The organism is Rhizobium sp. NZLR1b, from assembly GCF_019685155.1.
GTDB lineage: Bacteria > Pseudomonadota > Alphaproteobacteria > Rhizobiales > Rhizobiaceae > Rhizobium.
In genome coordinates, this window is the sequence record NZ_JABDWC010000006.1 from 298,261 (window position 1) to 314,144 (window position 15,884).

The following is a 15,884-nucleotide window of genomic DNA, read 5'->3' on the forward strand; positions in this document are numbered from 1 at the left end:
GTGCGGTTACTGCCGATAGTTGAAGTGCCAAATATCTGAAATGCAAGCGAAGAGTGGAATAGTGTCAAGGTCAGTCTCCCCCGTACCATCGTCCCGATCCGGCAGCTTTTTCGCCAAGCTGCTGGCGATCCTTTCGGTGGCCGTCACGATCGTCCTGGTCGATTCGGTAAGCGCCGAAGCTGAGGCGGCGAATTCGAAATATGCAGGCATCGTCGTCGACGCCAAGACCGGTAACGTTCTCTACAGCGAGAATGCCGATCGGCTGCAATACCCCGCCTCCCTGACCAAGATGATGACCATCTACATGACCTTCGAGGCGCTGGAGCAGGGTCGTATCCGTCTCGATACGCCGGTTCCCTTCTCCGCTCATGCGGCAGCCCAGGCGCCGACCAAGCTCGGTGTTCGCGCCGGCGGCACGATCACCGTCGAGCAAGGCATTCTCGGCCTCGTCACCCTGTCGGCCAATGATGCCGCAACGGCGCTCGGCGAAATGCTCGGCGGCGGCAGCGAGGATCGTTTCGCCCAGTTGATGACCGCCAAGGCGCATGCGCTCGGCATGACACGCACCACCTATCGCAATGCCAACGGCCTGCCGAATACCGCGCAGATGACGACGGCGCGCGACCAGGCCCGCCTCGGCATCGCCCTTCGGCAGCATTTCCCGCAATATTACGGCTATTTCTCCACCCGCGCCTTCAAGTTCGGCAGCCGCACGATCCGCAGCCACAACCGCCTTGTCGGCTCCGTGCGTGGCGTCGACGGCATCAAAACCGGTTATACCCGCGCTGCCGGCTTCAATCTGGTCAGTTCGGTGCAGGTCGACGGCAAGTCGATCGTCGGTGTCGTGCTCGGCGGCGCTTCGACGCCTGCCCGCGATACCCAGATGCGCAATCTGATCGCCACCTACCTGCCGAAGGCATCGAGCCGCGGCGGGTCGTCGGCCCTGATCGCAGAGGCGGCCCCTGCCCCGGCGATGATCGAGACACCTGCTCCGGTCATGCCACAGAAGGTCCAGCAGAAGGCCCAGCCGCAAATGGCCAAGGTGATCACCGCAGCGCAGCCGCCGGTTTCGGCCGCTGCCGCCGATCTCAGCCTGCCGCACAAGGGCCCGCTGCCGGATGCCCGTTATCAGGTCGCCGAGACCGAGGTCGCTTATGTCGAGACGGCTCAGGCGAAATCCGACAACCCGCTGGTAGCCCAGCCAATGCCGGCGCCGACCAAGGTCAAGACCACGACCATCAAGCAGCAAGCATCGCTCGCCGTGCCGAAACCGGCACCCGCTGCCTTGCCGCAGGAACGGGAAGATACGGCGGTCGACAATGTCACCACCGCTTCGACCACGCCGACCTCGACCAGTGCCGCTTCAACCGACAATGGCCCGGCCGGCTGGGTCGTGCAGGTCGGCGTCTCGCCGAGCCGGCAGATGGCCATGGATCTCCTGGAAAGCGCCAAGAGCAAGGGCGGCAAGGCGCTGGCCTCGGCAAAGCCTTTCGCCGTCGCCTATGCCGCTGGCGGTGACCAGCTCTATCGCGCTCGCTTCGGTGGTTTCGACGACCAGCGCGATGCGGTCAATGCCTGCAAGGCCTTGAAGAAGGCCGGAATCAAGTGCTGGGCGGCTGCCCAATGAGCTATTCGATGCTGCCTGCAAGATGGCCGGCGGCATCGGTAATGGCCGGAATCGGTGTTTGCGTTTCCGGCCACCGTTCTTGAACTCGATCAGTGTTGCGTACGGGGAAAACAATGGCAATCAATGAGAATGTTCCGGGAATGCCTTCAGACCGCCGCATGCCGGCCAAGGGGCGCTCATCGCTGCATCCGTTGCACGAGGCTGCGTTGCGGCTGGCCGAAATGGGCCTGCAGCGTCCGAAGGCGAAGTCTCCAAAGACCCGCGATCTCATCAATCTGCTGCTTAGCCATGGTGCCCGCGCCTGGCGCTATTCGCAGCCCGAGGCCCGCATCCATCTGCATGTGACCTCGCAGGACGGCAGTGTGCCGGTGCAGCTGCGCCTGCGTTGAAGCTTGGTAGTGTAGCCCAGAACCAGGACGCGTTTTTGGGCGACAGACGTTAGAGCAGACCAAGTTCCGTCAGCTCGCGGCGCAGGTCCGCGGGCATTTCGACAATGCCTGCCCCAAGGCTCATCAGGTCGCGCGGCACGTCATCCTCAGTGTAATAACGCCAGCCCTGGAAGGGACGCTTCGGCTGCACGGCCGTCTCGATGACCTCCGGGCCCAGCATCAGGCGGCAACGCGAAATACCCTCGCCATCAGTGAAGGTCTCGATGTCGAGCAGCCTCTGCCGCGCCTGCACCTGGCCTTTGATCACCCAATAGAGCGAGCCGCCGTCAAGCAGCTCGTCCATGCGTTTCGGCGCCATGCGCGTCGTGTGCACCGAATGCGGCTCGAGCCCGGCGGCGATGGCGCGCAGCGAGCGTTCCGCCACCCATTCGCGCAGATCGTCTATCGAGTCGGCGCCGACGCAGAGTTTGATGAGATGCAATGCCATGCCGCCGTTGAAATCCTTTTGGCAGCGGGCGTCAAGCAAGAAGCATCACGCGTCCACAAACTCAGCACTCGACCACGTTGACGGCAAGGCCGCCGGTCGAGGTTTCCTTGTACTTCTCGCTCATGTCGTGGCCGGTCTGGCGCATCGTCTCGATACAGGCATCGAGCGGCACGAAGTGCTGGCCGTCGCCCTTGACGGCGAGTGACGCTGCGGTCACCGCCTTGACGGCCCCGAGTGCGTTGCGCTCGATGCAGGGAACCTGCACCAGGCCCGCAACCGGATCGCAGGTCATGCCAAGATGATGTTCGAGGGCGATCTCGGCGGCGTTCTCGATCTGCTCCGGCGTGCCGCCCATGACGGCGGCAAGGCCTGCGGCCGCCATTGCCGCTGCCGAGCCGACTTCGCCCTGACAACCGACCTCTGCGCCCGAGATCGAGGCATTGTGCTTGATGATGCCGCCGATGGCCGCAGCCGTCAGCAGGTAATCGCGGATGCCGTTTTGATCCCAGTCCTCGTGGAAATGCTCGTAGTAGCGGATCGTCGCCGGGATGACGCCGGCCGCACCGTTGGTCGGCGCCGTGACGACGCGCCCGCCGGCGGCATTCTCCTCGTTGACGGCCATCGCATAGACGCTCAGCCAGTCGTTGGCGAGCAGCGGGTTGACGCGGTTGCTGCGCCACTCCTCTTCCAGCTTGTCGTGAATCCTGCGGGCGCGGCGCTTGACGTTGAGGCCGCCCGGCATGATGCCATCGACCTTGAGGCCGCGCTCGATACAGGAGCGCATCGCCTCCCAGATGCGGTCGAGCCCCTGATCGAGCTCCTCCTGGCTGCGCTGGCTCTGCTCGTTTGCCCGCTTCATCTGGGCGATCGACAGTCCTGAGCGCTCCGCCATCTCGAGCATCTGTTTTGCGGTGGCGAAGGGATAGGGCACGCGCGTGCCGCCGGCCGCGTTCTTCTTCGCCCGCATCTGCTCCAGCTCGGTGTCGGTGACGACGAAGCCGCCGCCAACCGAATAATAGATACGCTTGACGAGCAGCCGGCCGTCCCTGTCATAGGCGGAAAAGACCATGCCGTTGGCATGACCGGGCAGCGGCTGTTTCTTGTCGAAGATCAGGTCGGTCTTCGGCTGGAACTGATAGGCGGGATGCCCCTCCGGCGTGATGCGGCCGGTGCGCTCCACCGTGTCGACGATGCCGTCCATTTTGTCGGGATCGACGCTGTCGGGCGCCTCGCCCATCAGGCCGAGAATGACCGCCCTGCCGGTGCCGTGGCCGATGCCGGTATGGGCAAGCGAGCCGTGCAGGCTGACCTTGATCGCGACGACCTGGGCGCCTGAGGATGGGCGCGGCCATTCGTCCGACAGGATCAGGTCGAGAAACCGGTTGGCCGCCGACATCGGACCCATCGTGTGCGAGCTCGACGGCCCGACACCGATCTTGAAGACATCGAATACCGAGAGAAACATGGATGCGCCTTCTGATTACGAGGATGCAAGCTTAAGCGATGCCGGTTTTCAATCCATGCGGCACACCGACATCGCATGGAGCCGGTGCGACATTGCGGCTGAACACTAAAACGATGAGGCCCGCCTTACCAGTCATTGCAGCATTTCGATGCATATGTAAGGTGGCCGCACTTCATGCGGAGACTGAATCACTGATGACGACGGCGGACTATATCGCTCTGGCCTTCTTTGCCTGTGTCTGGATGGGCTATTCCTGGCTGCTGCATGGCCGCACCTTCTTCGGACGCACCAGCCTCACCCATGCGATGATCGAACGGCGGCGGGAATGGATCTATAACTCGCTGCGCCGCGACCTGAAGATGATCGACACGCAGATCATGGCAGGCCTGCAGAACGGCACCGCCTTCTTCGCTTCGACCTCGATCTTCGCATTGGGCAGTTGCTTTGCGCTGCTCGGGGCGACGGAGAAGGTCGACGCCGTCTTCGCCGACCTGCCCTTCGTCTTGCATGGCGGCCATGCCGTTTTCGAGATGAAGGTCGGCGGGCTGGCAGTGCTGTTCGGCTACGCCTTCTTCAAGTTCGGCTGGTCCTATCGGTTGTTCAACTACTGCACCATTCTGTTCGGCTCGATCCCGATGCTGCGCGATACCGAACGCGACGTCATCGCCGCCGAGCGGGCCGCCGAACGCGTCATCCGCATGAATGTCATTGCCGGCAGCAATTTCAACGAAGGCCTCAGGGCGATCTTCCTGTCGATCGGTTATCTCGGCTGGTTCATCAACCCTTATGTCTTCATGCTGACGACGGCGATCGTCATCTTCGTTCTGACACGGCGGCAATTCTTTTCGCAGGCGCGGTTGGCGATCATGGATGCCGGCCCGCCGTCGAATTTCCACCTTTCCGCGTTTGGCCGCGACATGCCGTCGAGCGACGGACGTGATTTGCCCGAGGGACTTTAATGACATTGCCGGCAACGCAAGCCGATGCGGCGGTAAAGCCGCCGCGCATCGGCCTATTGGACACGTCGCGCGGTCTCGCGCTGATCGCCATGGCGAGCTATCATTTCAGCTGGGATATGGAGTTCATGGGCTATCTCGCGCCGGGCACGGCCGAGACAGGCTGGCTGAAGATCTATGCCCGGGCGATCGCCACGACGTTTATCTTCATCGTCGGCATCAGCCTGGTGCTCTCGAGCAAACCCGAGGTCCGCTGGCCCGCCTTCTGGAAGCGTTTCGGCATGATTGCCGCGGGAGCCGCCGTCATCTCGACCGCCACGCGCATCGCGATGCCGAACGAGTGGATCTATTTCGGCATCTTGCACTGCATCGCGGTGCTGACGCTGATCGGCATCGTCTTTATCAGATTGCCGCTCGCCGTCACGCTCGTCGCGACGGTGGCGCTCATTGCTGCCTGGCTTACCGATAATTTCGGCACACCCGGCCTGCTTCGCTCATCCTTCTTCGATCCCAGATATCTCGCCTGGATCGGCCTTGCGGCGATGCCGGAACGGTCCAACGACTATGTGCCGCTGTTTCCCTGGGCAACGCCCTTTCTTGCTGGATTGAGTTTCGCCTCGATCGGCATCAGAACCAGACTGCTGCATCGGCTTGCCGCCATCGGCACCGGTTCATGGTGGCCGGCAAGGCTTGGCCGCCACAGCCTTGCTTTCTACCTCATTCACCAGCCGGTGTTGATCGCCATCGCCTACGGGCTTTCCCTCGTCGTCCCGCCGCAGGCGCCGGATCCGGTCGCGACTTACCTAAAGCAATGCAACGCCTCTTGCGTCATGCAGCAGGGTGAAGCGCTCTGCCACAGCTTTTGCCAATGCACGCTGGAGAAATTGCAGGCTCAAGCCCTGTTCACGCCGCTGCAGGCGGGCGCGATCGATATACAGAATGACGAGCGGGTGCAGACCATCGCCGCCGAATGCAGCGCCGAAGCGGAATAAGTCTCATTCCGCTCAGGTGGTGACGCCGATCTCGGCGAGGCGACCGAGGCAGGCCTCTTCGATATTGTCGAGTTCCACCAGCGTGTCGTCGATATCCTTGCGCTTCTGGCGCAGATCGTCGCGCTTCTCGTCGACGCGTTTCATCAGCAGCTTCAATTGACCGAGCTCGCCCGGCGGCTCCTTGTAGACCTGGATGATCTCGCGGATCTCTGCGATGGTGAACCCGATGCGCCGGCCGCGCAGAATTTCGCCGATGAGCCGTCGGTCGGCCTGGCGAAAGAGACGGGTGCGCCCTCGCCGCTCCGGATGAATCAGTCCCTCGTCTTCGTAGAAGCGAAGCGTGCGCGTCGAGACCCCGAATTCGCGCGTCAGCTCCGTTATGCTATAATATTTGTTCACCAGCATGGGTTCCCCGTCATGAACCGGCAATAATATTGACTTTTACGTAATAGTCAATTTCATCAGACCGTTCAGATGCCGAACCACCAAGTGGCGATGCCGAGAAAGGCGAAGAAGCCGGTACAGTCGGTCACCGTCGTCACGAAGACCGACGACGCGATCGCCGGGTCGGCCCCCACCTTATCGAGCAGCAACGGCAGCAGAATACCGGCAAGCGCCGCCGCCATCAGATTGATGATCATCGCCGCCGCGATCACCCCGCCGAGCTGATAGTCGTGGAACCAGGTGCCGGCGATCATGCCCATGATCGTCGCGAAGACGATGCCGTTGAGGATGCCGACGCCGGCCTCCCTGCGGATGATGCGGCCGGCATTGTAGATGTCGAGATCGCGGGTGGCGAGCGCGCGCACCGTCACCGTCATCGTCTGCGTGCCGGCATTGCCGCCCATCGAGGCGACGATCGGCATCAGCACCGCAAGTGCGATCATCTTCTCGATCGAGGCGTCGAACAGGCCGATGACGCTGGCCGACAGCATTGCCGTGCCGAGGTTGATCAAGAGCCACAGAAAACGCGAACGCGCCGTCGAAAGCACATTGTCCGACAGCTCTTCGTCGCCGACGCCGCCAAGGCGCTTGATGTCCTCGTCCGCCTCCTCGTGGATGACGTCGACGACGTCGTCGATGGTCAGCACGCCGACCAGCCGGCCGTTCTCGTCGACGACGGCGGCCGACAGAAGGTCATACTGTTCGAACAGCTGGGCGGCCTCCTCCTGGTCCGTCTCGGCCGGAACCGGATGGTTGGTCTCGCGCATGATCTGCTCGATCTTCGTCTGCCGCTTGGTACGCAGGATCTGGTCGAGAGCGACGGCGCCGAGCAGCTTGAAGGTCGGATCGATGACGAAGATCTGCGAGAAGGAATAGGGAAGATCCTCTTCGTCGCGCATGTAGTCGATCGTCTGGCCGACCGTCCAGAACGGCGGCACAGCGACGAATTCCGTCTGCATGCGGCGCCCGGCCGAGCTTTCGGGATAGTCGAGCGCCCGACGCAGCCTGACCCGCTCGGTAAACGGCAGCTGAGCGAGGATCTCTTCCCGGTCTTCCTTGTCGAGATCTTCGAGAATGTAGACGGCATCGTCCGAATCGAGATCGCCAATCGCGGCGGCGATCTGCTCGTTCGGCATCTGGTCGACGATCTCGCGGCGGATCGCCTCGTCGACCTCGGTCAACGCAGTCATGTCGAAATCGTCGCCAAGCAGGCGCACCAGCGCCAGGCGCTGATCCGGCTGGATCGCTTCCAGCAGGTCGCCTATCTCAGATTCATGCAGGCGGGCAACATTCTGGCGCAGGAACAACGTGTCGCGGTCGGCGATCGCGGCGCCGACCAGCGCCAGGAAATCGCTGCGGACATTGCCGTCCTCGTCGTAGATATCGGCTTCCTCGTCCTCGGGACGCCTGCGGATGCGGTCTTCCCCATCGGTCGTCGTCATCTGCCGCCCTCGCATCTGGTTCGAATTTCAACGACTACAGCGCCACATTCGCAAATGTCGGCCGAAAACACATTGTCAACAATCACATAAGCCAGTCCCGCGCGCGGCTTCCGCGGTGGGATTCATGGCTTCTGCTAGCCCAAAGCATCCCTGCCGTAAAGCCGCAAACCTGCCTCTTGATGACAATGCCTACGGCCGGCGATAGTTTCGCCACCTGTCCAAACCCCGGCCAAGCCCCATCCAAGTAAAGAAAGCCTGCCCCATGCCCCTCCGTCCGATTCTGCGCTATCAGCATCCTGGTCTGAAGACCGTCTGCGCGCCGGTGACAGCCTTCGATTCGTCGCTCGCCGCGCTTGTCGACGACTTGGTGGCGACGATGCGGGCGGCGCCCGGCGTCGGCATCACCGCCGCCCATATCGGCGTCTTCAGCCGTGTTACTGTGCTGGAGCTCGACAAGACGGACGGCGTGCGGCTCTACATCAACCCGGAGATCACCTGGTTCTCGAAGGAGACGATGCGCCATGCAGAAGGCAGCGTCTCCATGCCCGGCGCCACTGAAGAGGTCACACGCCCGCGCGCGATCCGCTTCCGTTACCAGAATGCCGAGGGCATCGTGCACGAGGAAGCAGCCGAAGATTTCCACGCCATCTGCATCCAGCACGAGGTCGACCAGCTCGACGGCATTTTCTGGCTGCAGCGCCTCTCGCGGCTGAAACGCGACCGTCTCGTGAAAAAATGGGAGAAGGCACCAATCTGACAATCAAGCCTGACAATGAAGCCTGACAAATCGCCACCTGCACCGAACCATTCGCCACTGCCGGCGTTTCCCGCAGAGACCGCCCCGCAGAGAAACCCCCTCAGCGAAAAAGGAGCGACTGCAATGGCAAGGATCGGTGACAAGACCCAGTTTTCCCGGGAGAAGCCTGAGCTTTCCCGGGAGGAAGATTATCGCGACCTCGAGGAACGCAATCTCGACGACGGCTGGCCCTATGCCGACGCCACCGGCGCCGACCCGGCCAACCGCCCCTATGGCGAGACCGCGGCAAATTTCGACAGCGATCCCAACAAAGGCTTCCGGATCGACGGCACGGATGCAGACGGCAACGAGAACCGCTTGAAGGATTCGCTCCGCGCCGATACCATCGACCGCGATGAAAGCGACGACCTCGAAGCACGGGTGAACGACAATCTCGAAAATATTCCCGAGGTCGACATCAATAGCATTGAGGTTCATGCCGACGGACACGTCGTCACCCTGGAAGGTTCGGTGGAAACGATCGGCATCGCCCGTAAGGTCGAGCTCGGTGCGCTTTCGGTCGACGGTGTCCACCATGTCCGCAACAAATTGCAGCTGACCGGTGTCGACGCGCATATCCCGAACGAGGACTAATCGCGCACCAAGATACGGAAGTCATGCGGGAGGCATCGATGCCTCCCGGCCGCCCCTGTCAAAATTTCAGTCGGCCAACATTACCAAAAGTTAACAATTTCAGATTGCATCGCAATTTAGACCTTTTGCTTAGGCGGCTTGTGTAACAAGAACGTCAATTTCATTGACAACACTGTGATTTCATTTGGACAAAAGGTCGCGGCCACGCCGTCAATTTATCACAAAATTGCCTGAATTGGGGCGCGAACTCGCAGCTGCCGAGGGTTAGTTATGTTGTGAAATTCAACAGCAGATTGAGGAGATAGACCCATGCGCATCAAATTTGCCCTTGCCGCGTCACTGTTCGCCGTCAGCCTTGCAGGCGCTGCCTTCGCCCAGCCGACATATTCCGACGACTATACCAACGATAGCGACGGTTTTTCACAGAGCCCGATGTCGAAGCCGGCCCCCGTTCACTACACCAACCGCAAGGCCGCGGCCTATTCCAGCGATTATACCAATGATAGCGACGGCTTCGCCCCGAGCGCGATGGCGGCCCCTGCCGTCGACAAGACCGCAACGGCGAGCATCAACGCCCTGCCCCCATGCCACAGCATGATTGGCCCGAGCGGCTCCCACACCAAGGGTGCCGACAGCGGCGCCTCTCGCACCGACGCATGCCGCGCGACGCATTGATCCAAACAAAAGAAAGGGCCGGAATCCGGCCCTTCTCTTTTTCATTTCGCTCTCTGTCGTCTTAGAACACGAATGGAACCAGCCGATAGCGGGTCGTGGCCATGAAGGTCGTATAAGCAGGATCCTGCTGGAGCAGACGCTCCTCCGCCAAGAGGCGGAAACATTGTGCGGCAAGCGCCGTTGCATAGATGGCAAAATTCCAAAGGCTCGGATGAGCCATGAAGAATCCGATATGTGCCATCAGATAACCCGCATACATCGGATGACGGACAAACTTGTAGGGTCCGCCAATCTTAATACCGCGATTGGCCGGCAGCAGGCCGAAGCTTCGCCGCAATGACAGCTTTGCCGATATCTGCAGCACGAAACCGAGTGCCAACACCGTGCCGCAGAGTGCGAGCGGCGCAAGCGGCTCTGTCGCGGAGGGTGAGGCGAGCAGCGGGAAGAGCGTGCCGATGGCGGTGACCATCCAGTCAAACAGGCGCAGCGACGCATTTCTCGTCGGCCGGCGCGTCAGGATAAGGAAGGTGGCGGCCGCCTCGGAGACCAGCAGCAGGCCGTCAATAATCGCCCTGTTGTCCTGCATCTGCGGCAGCATTCGCATGACGATCGCAGCGAAGAAATAGCCGATGAGGACTTTCTCGAGAATGTCGAGAACGAAATACACGTCGAAGAATGACCAGCTTGCCACTGCCTGTTTTTTCATTATTTGCAAAGACTTCCGCATCACGAGATTATGGTGTCATATACATGCGGCAGCGCTAATAATAAGTTAAAGCTTTCGTTGCGGACGTTCTTACCTTGCCGATCCTCACTGCAGAATCTAGCGGCGGTGAAAGGCACCAAATTGCCGTCGCGAAAGGTCAGTTTTCGCTCGTCGTTTCGCCGAAAACCGCCTCGAAGGCGGTGCGCAGCCGGATATCGACATCAGCCATCATCACCAGCAAGCCAAGATCGACGAGGCTGGTGACGCCATAGGCTGAAATCCCGCAGGGCACGATGCCGCCGAAATGATCGAGATCGGGATCGACGTTGAGCGACAGTCCGTGGAAAGTCACCCATTTCCGCAGCCTTATGCCGAGGGCGGCGATCTTGTCCTCTGCCATTGTCCCATCGGGAAGCAATGGCTTTTGCGGCCGGCGCACCCAGACGCCGACGCGATCTTCACGTCGCTCGCCGCGCACATTCATCATGTCGAGCGTGCGGATGACGACATCTTCAAGCGCGGTGACGAAGGCGCGCACGTCCTGGCGTCTGCGCTTCAGGTCGAGCATCACATAGGCGACGCGCTGGCCAGGCCCATGATAGGTATATTCACCGCCTCGCCCCGTCGCAAAAACCGGAAAACGGTCTGGCTGGACGAGATCCCTGGCATTGGCGCTGGTGCCGGCGGTATAGAGCGGCGGATGTTCGACGAGCCAGACGAGTTCGTCGCCGCCATCTGATATCGCCGCCACCTCGCGCTCCATTGTCTCCACAGCCTCCGCATAGGGAACGAGGCCATCGGCGATGCGCCAACGCACCGGGCGGGTGCCGAGATTCGGGAGCATGGAGAATTCGAGATCGGTGCGAAGCATGGCCATTCCTTGCCGCTGTCCCCGAAATGCCTGAAAAAGGGGGCGGCAGGACAGCTATATGGACCCGTTTCGGGGGCAATTCAAATGCTGTGACCGCTTTTGAAAAAAACTGTCATATCGCCCTTGTGCACCCCAAATGCTTTTGCTACATGCTGCCCCGCCGACGCAAATCGGCACCTACCACGATGCGGTCGTGGCGGAATTGGTAGACGCGCAGCGTTGAGGTCGCTGTGGGGCAACCCGTGGAAGTTCGAGTCTTCTCGACCGCACCATTTCCCTTCTGGGAATCGCTTTCTAAGCGACGATTTGGATTTCACCTCGAAGCTATTTGCGGTTGCTCTGCTTGATCGATCGGCCTTCTCATGGTTGATGGCGTCATCCCTGCCAAGAACCGGCCACCATGACAGAGCATCCAGCCCATCAAAATTCCCTGCCGGGCATGGCGATCATGTCCGGCGCCATGCTGATCCTGCCGATCATGGATGCGATCGCCAAATACATGGCGACCTTCGAGGCGATGTCGCCGGGCCAGGTGACCTTCTACCGATTCTTTTTCCAGATCGCCTGCACCCTGCCGATTCTCTTTGCCCTTTTCGGGCTGAAGGCGCTTTCGGCAAAACGGCCATGGATGAACCTGCTGCGCGGCGTGCTGCACGGTGGCGCGAGCCTGCTTTTCTTCGTCGCCGTCAAATACATGCCGCTTGCCGACGTTTTCGCCATTTATTTCGTCGAACCCTTCATGCTGACGGCCATGTCGGCGCTGTTCCTCGGGGAGAAGGTCGGCTGGCGGCGCTGGATGGCAATCGTCGTCGGTTTCGGCGGCGCGATGATCGTCATTCAGCCGAGTTACGAGATTTTCGGCCTGAAGGCGCTGCTGCCGGTCGCCTGCGCTTTTCTGTTCTCGCTCTATCTGTTCCTCAACCGCGCCATCGGTGACGCCGATTCGCCGCTGACCATGCAGACGATGGCCGGCATCGGCGGAACGGTCTTCATGGCGGCGGCCCTTCTCGTCGGAAGCAGTTCCGGCAATGCCGATTTTGCCGTCTCTCTGCCCGCCTCAGGTCTCGGTCTTGTCCTGCTTCTCGTCCTCGGCTCGATTTCGGGATATGCGCATATGCTCATCGTCCGGGCTTTCCGCCTCGCACCACTGTCGCTGCTTGCACCGTTCCAATACTTCGAGATCATCTCGGCGACCGTTCTCGGCTACGCGCTGTTTAATGATTTCCCCAGCTTTTCCAAATGGATCGGCATCTTCATCATCGTCGCATCAGGTCTCTTCATCATCTGGCGCGAGCGGCTGCAGGCGCAATCGTTAAAATCTTCCTCACCCCGGGAATGTCGGGTTAACTCCTCTTCTTGAGGGATCGTCAATTCGCAGGCGCTAAAACTGTCTCCGGCTTCATGATGAAGCCTGGAGCTAAAACATGAGCGAATTTCGTCTCGCTTTTCCGGCCTGTGTGGTGGCCGGCAAGCATCGGCTGACGGCCGAAGATATAATGCTATTGCGCAAACATGCTTTTCCGGAGGGTATCCGGACATCCGACGATGTCGTGGCGATGTTGGCGCTCAACAATTCCTGCCCTGAGAAATGCGCTGCCTGGAACGCTTTCTTCGTCGAGCAGTTCGCCGGTTTCATCGTCCATTACACCTATCCGCAAGGCTCGCTTGATGAAATCAACGTCGCCTGGATCATGCGCATGTTCACGACCGCCGGTGTCGTCAACTCGGCGCTGGAACTCGAGCTCATTCTCCACGTCATGGAGATTTCGACCGTTGTCCCGGGTGAATTGAGAGCGCTCGCCCTCGACCAGCTCCGTGTGGCGATCACCGACAATATCGGTGGCTACAAGCTGTCGCGTGCCGTCGATCGCCGGGGCATTACCCGCCAGGACGTCGATTTTGCCATGCGCATCTTCAGAAGCGTCGCCGAAGGTGGTGTCATTCCCGTCTCGTCGGTCGAATACGGCGTGCTCCAGCAGATCGAGCAAGCGACGCTGCCCGGCGCCAATCATCCGCACTGGGCCGGCATCATGGCCGCCGTCCAGTTGCGCGACTATGCCGAACCGCGGCGCAGCCGCTGGCTGCGTATCGTCGATGAGGAACCCGTCTCGCAGGCAGCTGTCGCCTGACGCTGCTCAAGCCTGATTGTGCGTTCCGGTGTTTTATGCGTAAAACTCCGGAACGCATTTCTGGGTGGAGTCTCGATGTTCAAGAAAATCCTGATCGCGAATCGCGGCGAAATCGCCTGCCGCGTGATCAAGACCGCGCGCCGCATGGGTATTTTGACCGTTGCGGTCTATTCGGATGCGGATCGGGACGCTCTGCATGTCGAGATGGCCGACGAGGCCGTTCATATCGGCCCGGCCGCAGCCTCCGAGAGCTACCTGGTTGCTGAAAAGATCGTCGCCGCCTGCAAGGCAACCGGCGCCGAGGCGGTGCATCCGGGCTACGGCTTCCTGTCTGAGCGCGCCTCCTTCTGCGCTGAGCTGGAAAAGCAGGGCATCGTCTTCATCGGCCCGAAGCCGAAGGCCATCATGGCGATGGGCGACAAGATCGAATCGAAGAAATTCGCCAATGCCGCCGGCGTGTCCACCGTGCCCGGCCATCTCAGCGTTATCGAGGATGCCGCCCAAGCGGAAGTGATATCAGGCGGGATCGGTTATCCCGTCATGATCAAGGCATCGGCCGGCGGCGGCGGCAAGGGCATGCGCATTGCCTGGAATGATGGCGAGGTGCGCGACGGCTTCGAGCGCGCCCGCTCGGAGGCGAAGAGCTCCTTCGGCGACAACCGCGTCTTCATCGAGAAATACATCGTCGAGCCGCGCCATATCGAGATCCAGGTGCTGGCCGATGCGCATGGCAACGTCGTCTATCTCGGCGAGCGCGAATGCTCGATCCAGCGGCGGAACCAGAAAGTAGCAGAAGAGGCGCCCTCGCCCTTCCTCGACGAAAAAACCCGCAAGGCGATGGGCGAACAATCGGTGGCGCTGGCGAGAGCGGTCGATTACCAGAGCGCCGGCACCGTCGAATTCATCGTCGACCGCGACCGCAATTTCTATTTCCTCGAAATGAACACCCGTCTGCAAGTCGAACATCCCGTGACCGAACTCGTCACCGGCATCGATCTCGTCGAACAGATGATCCGTGTCGCAGCGGGGGAGCCACTTCCCCTCACCCAGGAAGACATCAGGCTCGACGGCTGGGCGATCGAAAGCCGGCTCTATGCCGAAGACCCCTACCGCAACTTCCTGCCGTCGATCGGCCGCCTGACGCGCTACCGCCCACCGGCCGAAGGCCGGACCGGCAATGTCGTCGTCCGCAACGATACCGGTGTCTTCGAAGGCGCCGAGATCTCGATGTATTACGATCCGATGATCGCCAAGCTCTGCACCTGGGCACCGACGCGGGTCGAAGCGATCGAGGCCATGGGCCGGGCGCTCGACGGTTTCGTCGTCGATGGCATCGAGCACAATGTCCCCTTCCTGGCGGCGCTGATGAAACATCCGCGCTGGCGCGAGGGCCGGCTGTCTACCGGCTTTATCGCCGAGGAATATCCCGACGGTTTCGCGCCGATGAAACCGGACCGCAAGGAAGAGGCCACGCTTGCCGCCATAGCCCTTTCCGCCGGCCTGATCGAGACGAACCGGCGCGAGCATTTCGCCGATCGCCTGCGCGCCGCATCGGGCGCGCTGCGCGAGCACTGGGTGGTCAAGATCGGTGACAACTACGTCGCTGCAAGATTGCTCGATGGCCTCGTCACCATCCCTTTCGATATGGACATGGCGGTCGAGGGGGCGATCGACGGCGAGAGCATCAGCGTTGTCACCGATTGGAGACCGGGCGATCCCGTCTGGAGCGGCAAGGTCGGCGGCCGCGATATCACCGCGCAGATCCGCCCGCTCCTCAACGGGTTGCGCATCGACTGGCAGGGGCTTTCGGTGACGGCCAAAGTCTTTTCGCCGCGTCATGCCGAACTCGACAAGCTGATGCCGGTGAAGCTGCCGCCCGATACCTCCAAACTCCTGCTCTGCCCGATGCCCGGCCTCGTCGTCGCCATCGCGGTTGCCGAGGGCCAGGAGGTCAAGGCCGGGGAGACGCTTGCGATCGTCGAGGCGATGAAGATGGAAAACGTGCTGCGCGCCGACCGCGATCTCGTCATTTCGAAGATCAATGCCGCCGCCGGCGAAAGCCTGGCCGTCGATGCCGTGATCATGGAATTCGCCTGAGAGGAAAAGGCCGGCGGCCGGTTTTCGCTTGAGCGCGGCTCGCCGACCGTGCCAAGGTCGCCCCAATAAATTACCAGGGAGATTGTGAAGATGGACGTTCGCGCCGCCGTTGCCGTTCAGGCCGGAAAACCGCTGGAAGTGATGACCGTGCAGCTGGACGGCCCGAAGGCCGGCGAAGTGCTGGTCGAGGTCAAGGCGACCGGCATCTGCCACA

The 15,884-nt window shown here is 61.2% G+C and carries 16 protein-coding genes, 1 tRNA gene and 1 pseudogene; 12 read left to right on the forward strand and 6 right to left on the reverse strand.

Annotated features, from left to right (window positions below):
* Positions 1 to 40 precede the first annotated feature (40 nt).
* Together HJB84_RS12045 and HJB84_RS12050 are read left to right on the forward strand one after the other, a co-directional pair.
* Positions 41 to 1,627, forward strand: coding sequence for a serine hydrolase (locus tag HJB84_RS12045; RefSeq protein WP_221116018.1), 1,587 nt, complete (start codon positions 41 to 43; stop codon positions 1,625 to 1,627).
* Positions 1,628 to 1,740: 113 nt separating this feature from the next.
* Positions 1,741 to 2,016 carry a hypothetical protein gene (locus HJB84_RS12050; protein WP_164014607.1) on the forward strand — a complete coding sequence of 92 codons (276 nt, stop codon included), beginning with the start codon at positions 1,741 to 1,743 and terminating at the stop codon, positions 2,014 to 2,016.
* Between the two features lie 49 nt (positions 2,017 to 2,065).
* Here the strand turns inward: HJB84_RS12050 and HJB84_RS12055 are convergent, their stop codons facing one another.
* Positions 2,066 to 2,503, reverse strand: a complete 438-nt coding sequence (locus tag HJB84_RS12055) for a DUF1489 family protein (protein WP_207580563.1) — start codon at positions 2,501 to 2,503, stop codon at positions 2,066 to 2,068.
* Between the two features lie 61 nt (positions 2,504 to 2,564).
* Entirely contained in the window at positions 2,565 to 3,968 is a 1,404-nt protein-coding gene (locus HJB84_RS12060) for an L-serine ammonia-lyase (RefSeq protein WP_221116019.1), read from the reverse strand.
* A gap of 194 nt (positions 3,969 to 4,162) precedes the next feature.
* Between HJB84_RS12060 and HJB84_RS12065 the strand changes: the two genes are divergently transcribed.
* Both HJB84_RS12065 and HJB84_RS12070 read left to right on the forward strand, forming a co-directional pair.
* Entirely contained in the window at positions 4,163 to 4,927 is a 765-nt protein-coding gene (locus HJB84_RS12065) for a DUF599 domain-containing protein (protein WP_207580565.1), read from the forward strand.
* Entirely contained in the window at positions 4,927 to 5,916 is a 990-nt protein-coding gene (locus tag HJB84_RS12070; protein WP_221116020.1) for a heparan-alpha-glucosaminide N-acetyltransferase, read from the forward strand. Before HJB84_RS12065 ends, HJB84_RS12070 begins: the two co-directional genes overlap by 1 nt.
* A 12-nt stretch (positions 5,917 to 5,928) precedes the next feature.
* Here HJB84_RS12070 and HJB84_RS12075 read toward each other — a convergent pair whose 3' ends face one another.
* Together HJB84_RS12075 and mgtE are read right to left on the reverse strand one after the other, a co-directional pair.
* On the reverse strand, positions 5,929 to 6,321 hold the full coding sequence (locus HJB84_RS12075) for a MerR family DNA-binding transcriptional regulator (RefSeq protein WP_037073057.1): 393 nt from the start codon (positions 6,319 to 6,321) through the stop codon (positions 5,929 to 5,931).
* Positions 6,322 to 6,386: 65 nt separating this feature from the next.
* Complete coding sequence (gene mgtE / locus HJB84_RS12080) at positions 6,387 to 7,802, reverse strand: magnesium transporter (RefSeq protein ID WP_207580567.1); 1,416 nt, start codon at positions 7,800 to 7,802, stop codon at positions 6,387 to 6,389.
* A gap of 262 nt (positions 7,803 to 8,064) precedes the next feature.
* On the opposite strand from mgtE, the gene HJB84_RS12085 reads away from it, so the two are divergent.
* From HJB84_RS12085 to HJB84_RS12095, 3 genes are all read left to right on the forward strand, one after another.
* Positions 8,065 to 8,559 carry a peptide deformylase gene (locus HJB84_RS12085; RefSeq protein WP_207580568.1) on the forward strand — a complete coding sequence of 165 codons (495 nt, stop codon included), beginning with the start codon at positions 8,065 to 8,067 and terminating at the stop codon, positions 8,557 to 8,559.
* Between the two features lie 123 nt (positions 8,560 to 8,682).
* A complete protein-coding gene (locus HJB84_RS12090; protein WP_207580569.1) occupies positions 8,683 to 9,192 on the forward strand; it encodes a BON domain-containing protein in 510 nt (169 codons plus the stop codon).
* A 309-nt stretch (positions 9,193 to 9,501) separates the two neighbouring features.
* Entirely contained in the window at positions 9,502 to 9,867 is a 366-nt protein-coding gene (locus HJB84_RS12095) for a hypothetical protein (protein ID WP_207580570.1), read from the forward strand.
* A 61-nt stretch (positions 9,868 to 9,928) separates the two neighbouring features.
* On the opposite strand, the gene HJB84_RS12100 is transcribed toward HJB84_RS12095, so the two are convergent.
* Both HJB84_RS12100 and lipB read right to left on the reverse strand, forming a co-directional pair.
* The gene (locus HJB84_RS12100) at positions 9,929 to 10,573 is read right to left on the reverse strand and encodes an isoprenylcysteine carboxylmethyltransferase family protein (RefSeq protein WP_221116021.1); all 645 of its coding nucleotides are present in this window, start codon (positions 10,571 to 10,573) and stop codon (positions 9,929 to 9,931) included.
* Positions 10,574 to 10,730: 157 nt separating this feature from the next.
* Positions 10,731 to 11,450: a lipoyl(octanoyl) transferase LipB gene (gene lipB, locus HJB84_RS12105; RefSeq protein WP_207580572.1), complete on the reverse strand. Its 720-nt coding sequence runs from the start codon at positions 11,448 to 11,450 to the stop codon at positions 10,731 to 10,733.
* A 181-nt stretch (positions 11,451 to 11,631) separates the two neighbouring features.
* Between lipB and HJB84_RS12110 the strand changes: the two genes are divergently transcribed.
* The 5 genes and pseudogenes from HJB84_RS12110 to HJB84_RS12130 form a co-directional block, all read left to right on the forward strand.
* Positions 11,632 to 11,716: transfer RNA gene (locus tag HJB84_RS12110), tRNA-Leu, on the forward strand.
* Between the two features lie 128 nt (positions 11,717 to 11,844).
* Entirely contained in the window at positions 11,845 to 12,804 is a 960-nt protein-coding gene (locus HJB84_RS12115; protein WP_207580573.1) for a DMT family transporter, read from the forward strand.
* Between the two features lie 64 nt (positions 12,805 to 12,868).
* Entirely contained in the window at positions 12,869 to 13,573 is a 705-nt protein-coding gene (locus tag HJB84_RS12120; protein WP_207580574.1) for a hypothetical protein, read from the forward strand.
* 75 nt (positions 13,574 to 13,648) lie between these two features.
* A complete protein-coding gene (locus HJB84_RS12125; protein WP_207580575.1) occupies positions 13,649 to 15,670 on the forward strand; it encodes an acetyl/propionyl/methylcrotonyl-CoA carboxylase subunit alpha in 2,022 nt (673 codons plus the stop codon).
* Positions 15,671 to 15,760: 90 nt separating this feature from the next.
* Positions 15,761 to 15,884, forward strand: a pseudogene (locus HJB84_RS12130) (S-(hydroxymethyl)glutathione dehydrogenase); the annotation flags it as partial.

Excerpts from the sequence above, each read along its gene's own strand:
- HJB84_RS12045 (WP_221116018.1), top strand. The coding sequence starts at position 41 with ATGCAAGCGAAGAGTGGAATAGTGTCAAGGTCAGTCTCCCCCGTACCA.
- HJB84_RS12050 (WP_164014607.1), top strand. The coding sequence starts at position 1,741 with ATGGCAATCAATGAGAATGTTCCGGGAATGCCTTCAGACCGCCGCATG.
- HJB84_RS12055 (WP_207580563.1), bottom strand. The coding sequence starts at position 2,503 with ATGGCATTGCATCTCATCAAACTCTGCGTCGGCGCCGACTCGATAGAC.
- HJB84_RS12060 (WP_221116019.1), bottom strand. The coding sequence starts at position 3,968 with ATGTTTCTCTCGGTATTCGATGTCTTCAAGATCGGTGTCGGGCCGTCG.
- HJB84_RS12065 (WP_207580565.1), top strand. The coding sequence starts at position 4,163 with ATGACGACGGCGGACTATATCGCTCTGGCCTTCTTTGCCTGTGTCTGG.
- HJB84_RS12070 (WP_221116020.1), top strand. The coding sequence starts at position 4,927 with ATGACATTGCCGGCAACGCAAGCCGATGCGGCGGTAAAGCCGCCGCGC.
- HJB84_RS12075 (WP_037073057.1), bottom strand. The coding sequence starts at position 6,321 with ATGCTGGTGAACAAATATTATAGCATAACGGAGCTGACGCGCGAATTC.
- mgtE (WP_207580567.1), bottom strand. The coding sequence starts at position 7,802 with ATGACGACGACCGATGGGGAAGACCGCATCCGCAGGCGTCCCGAGGAC.
- HJB84_RS12085 (WP_207580568.1), top strand. The coding sequence starts at position 8,065 with ATGCCCCTCCGTCCGATTCTGCGCTATCAGCATCCTGGTCTGAAGACC.
- HJB84_RS12090 (WP_207580569.1), top strand. The coding sequence starts at position 8,683 with ATGGCAAGGATCGGTGACAAGACCCAGTTTTCCCGGGAGAAGCCTGAG.
- HJB84_RS12095 (WP_207580570.1), top strand. The coding sequence starts at position 9,502 with ATGCGCATCAAATTTGCCCTTGCCGCGTCACTGTTCGCCGTCAGCCTT.
- HJB84_RS12100 (WP_221116021.1), bottom strand. The coding sequence starts at position 10,573 with ATGAAAAAACAGGCAGTGGCAAGCTGGTCATTCTTCGACGTGTATTTC.
- lipB (WP_207580572.1), bottom strand. The coding sequence starts at position 11,450 with ATGGCCATGCTTCGCACCGATCTCGAATTCTCCATGCTCCCGAATCTC.
- HJB84_RS12115 (WP_207580573.1), top strand. The coding sequence starts at position 11,845 with ATGACAGAGCATCCAGCCCATCAAAATTCCCTGCCGGGCATGGCGATC.
- HJB84_RS12120 (WP_207580574.1), top strand. The coding sequence starts at position 12,869 with ATGAGCGAATTTCGTCTCGCTTTTCCGGCCTGTGTGGTGGCCGGCAAG.
- HJB84_RS12125 (WP_207580575.1), top strand. The coding sequence starts at position 13,649 with ATGTTCAAGAAAATCCTGATCGCGAATCGCGGCGAAATCGCCTGCCGC.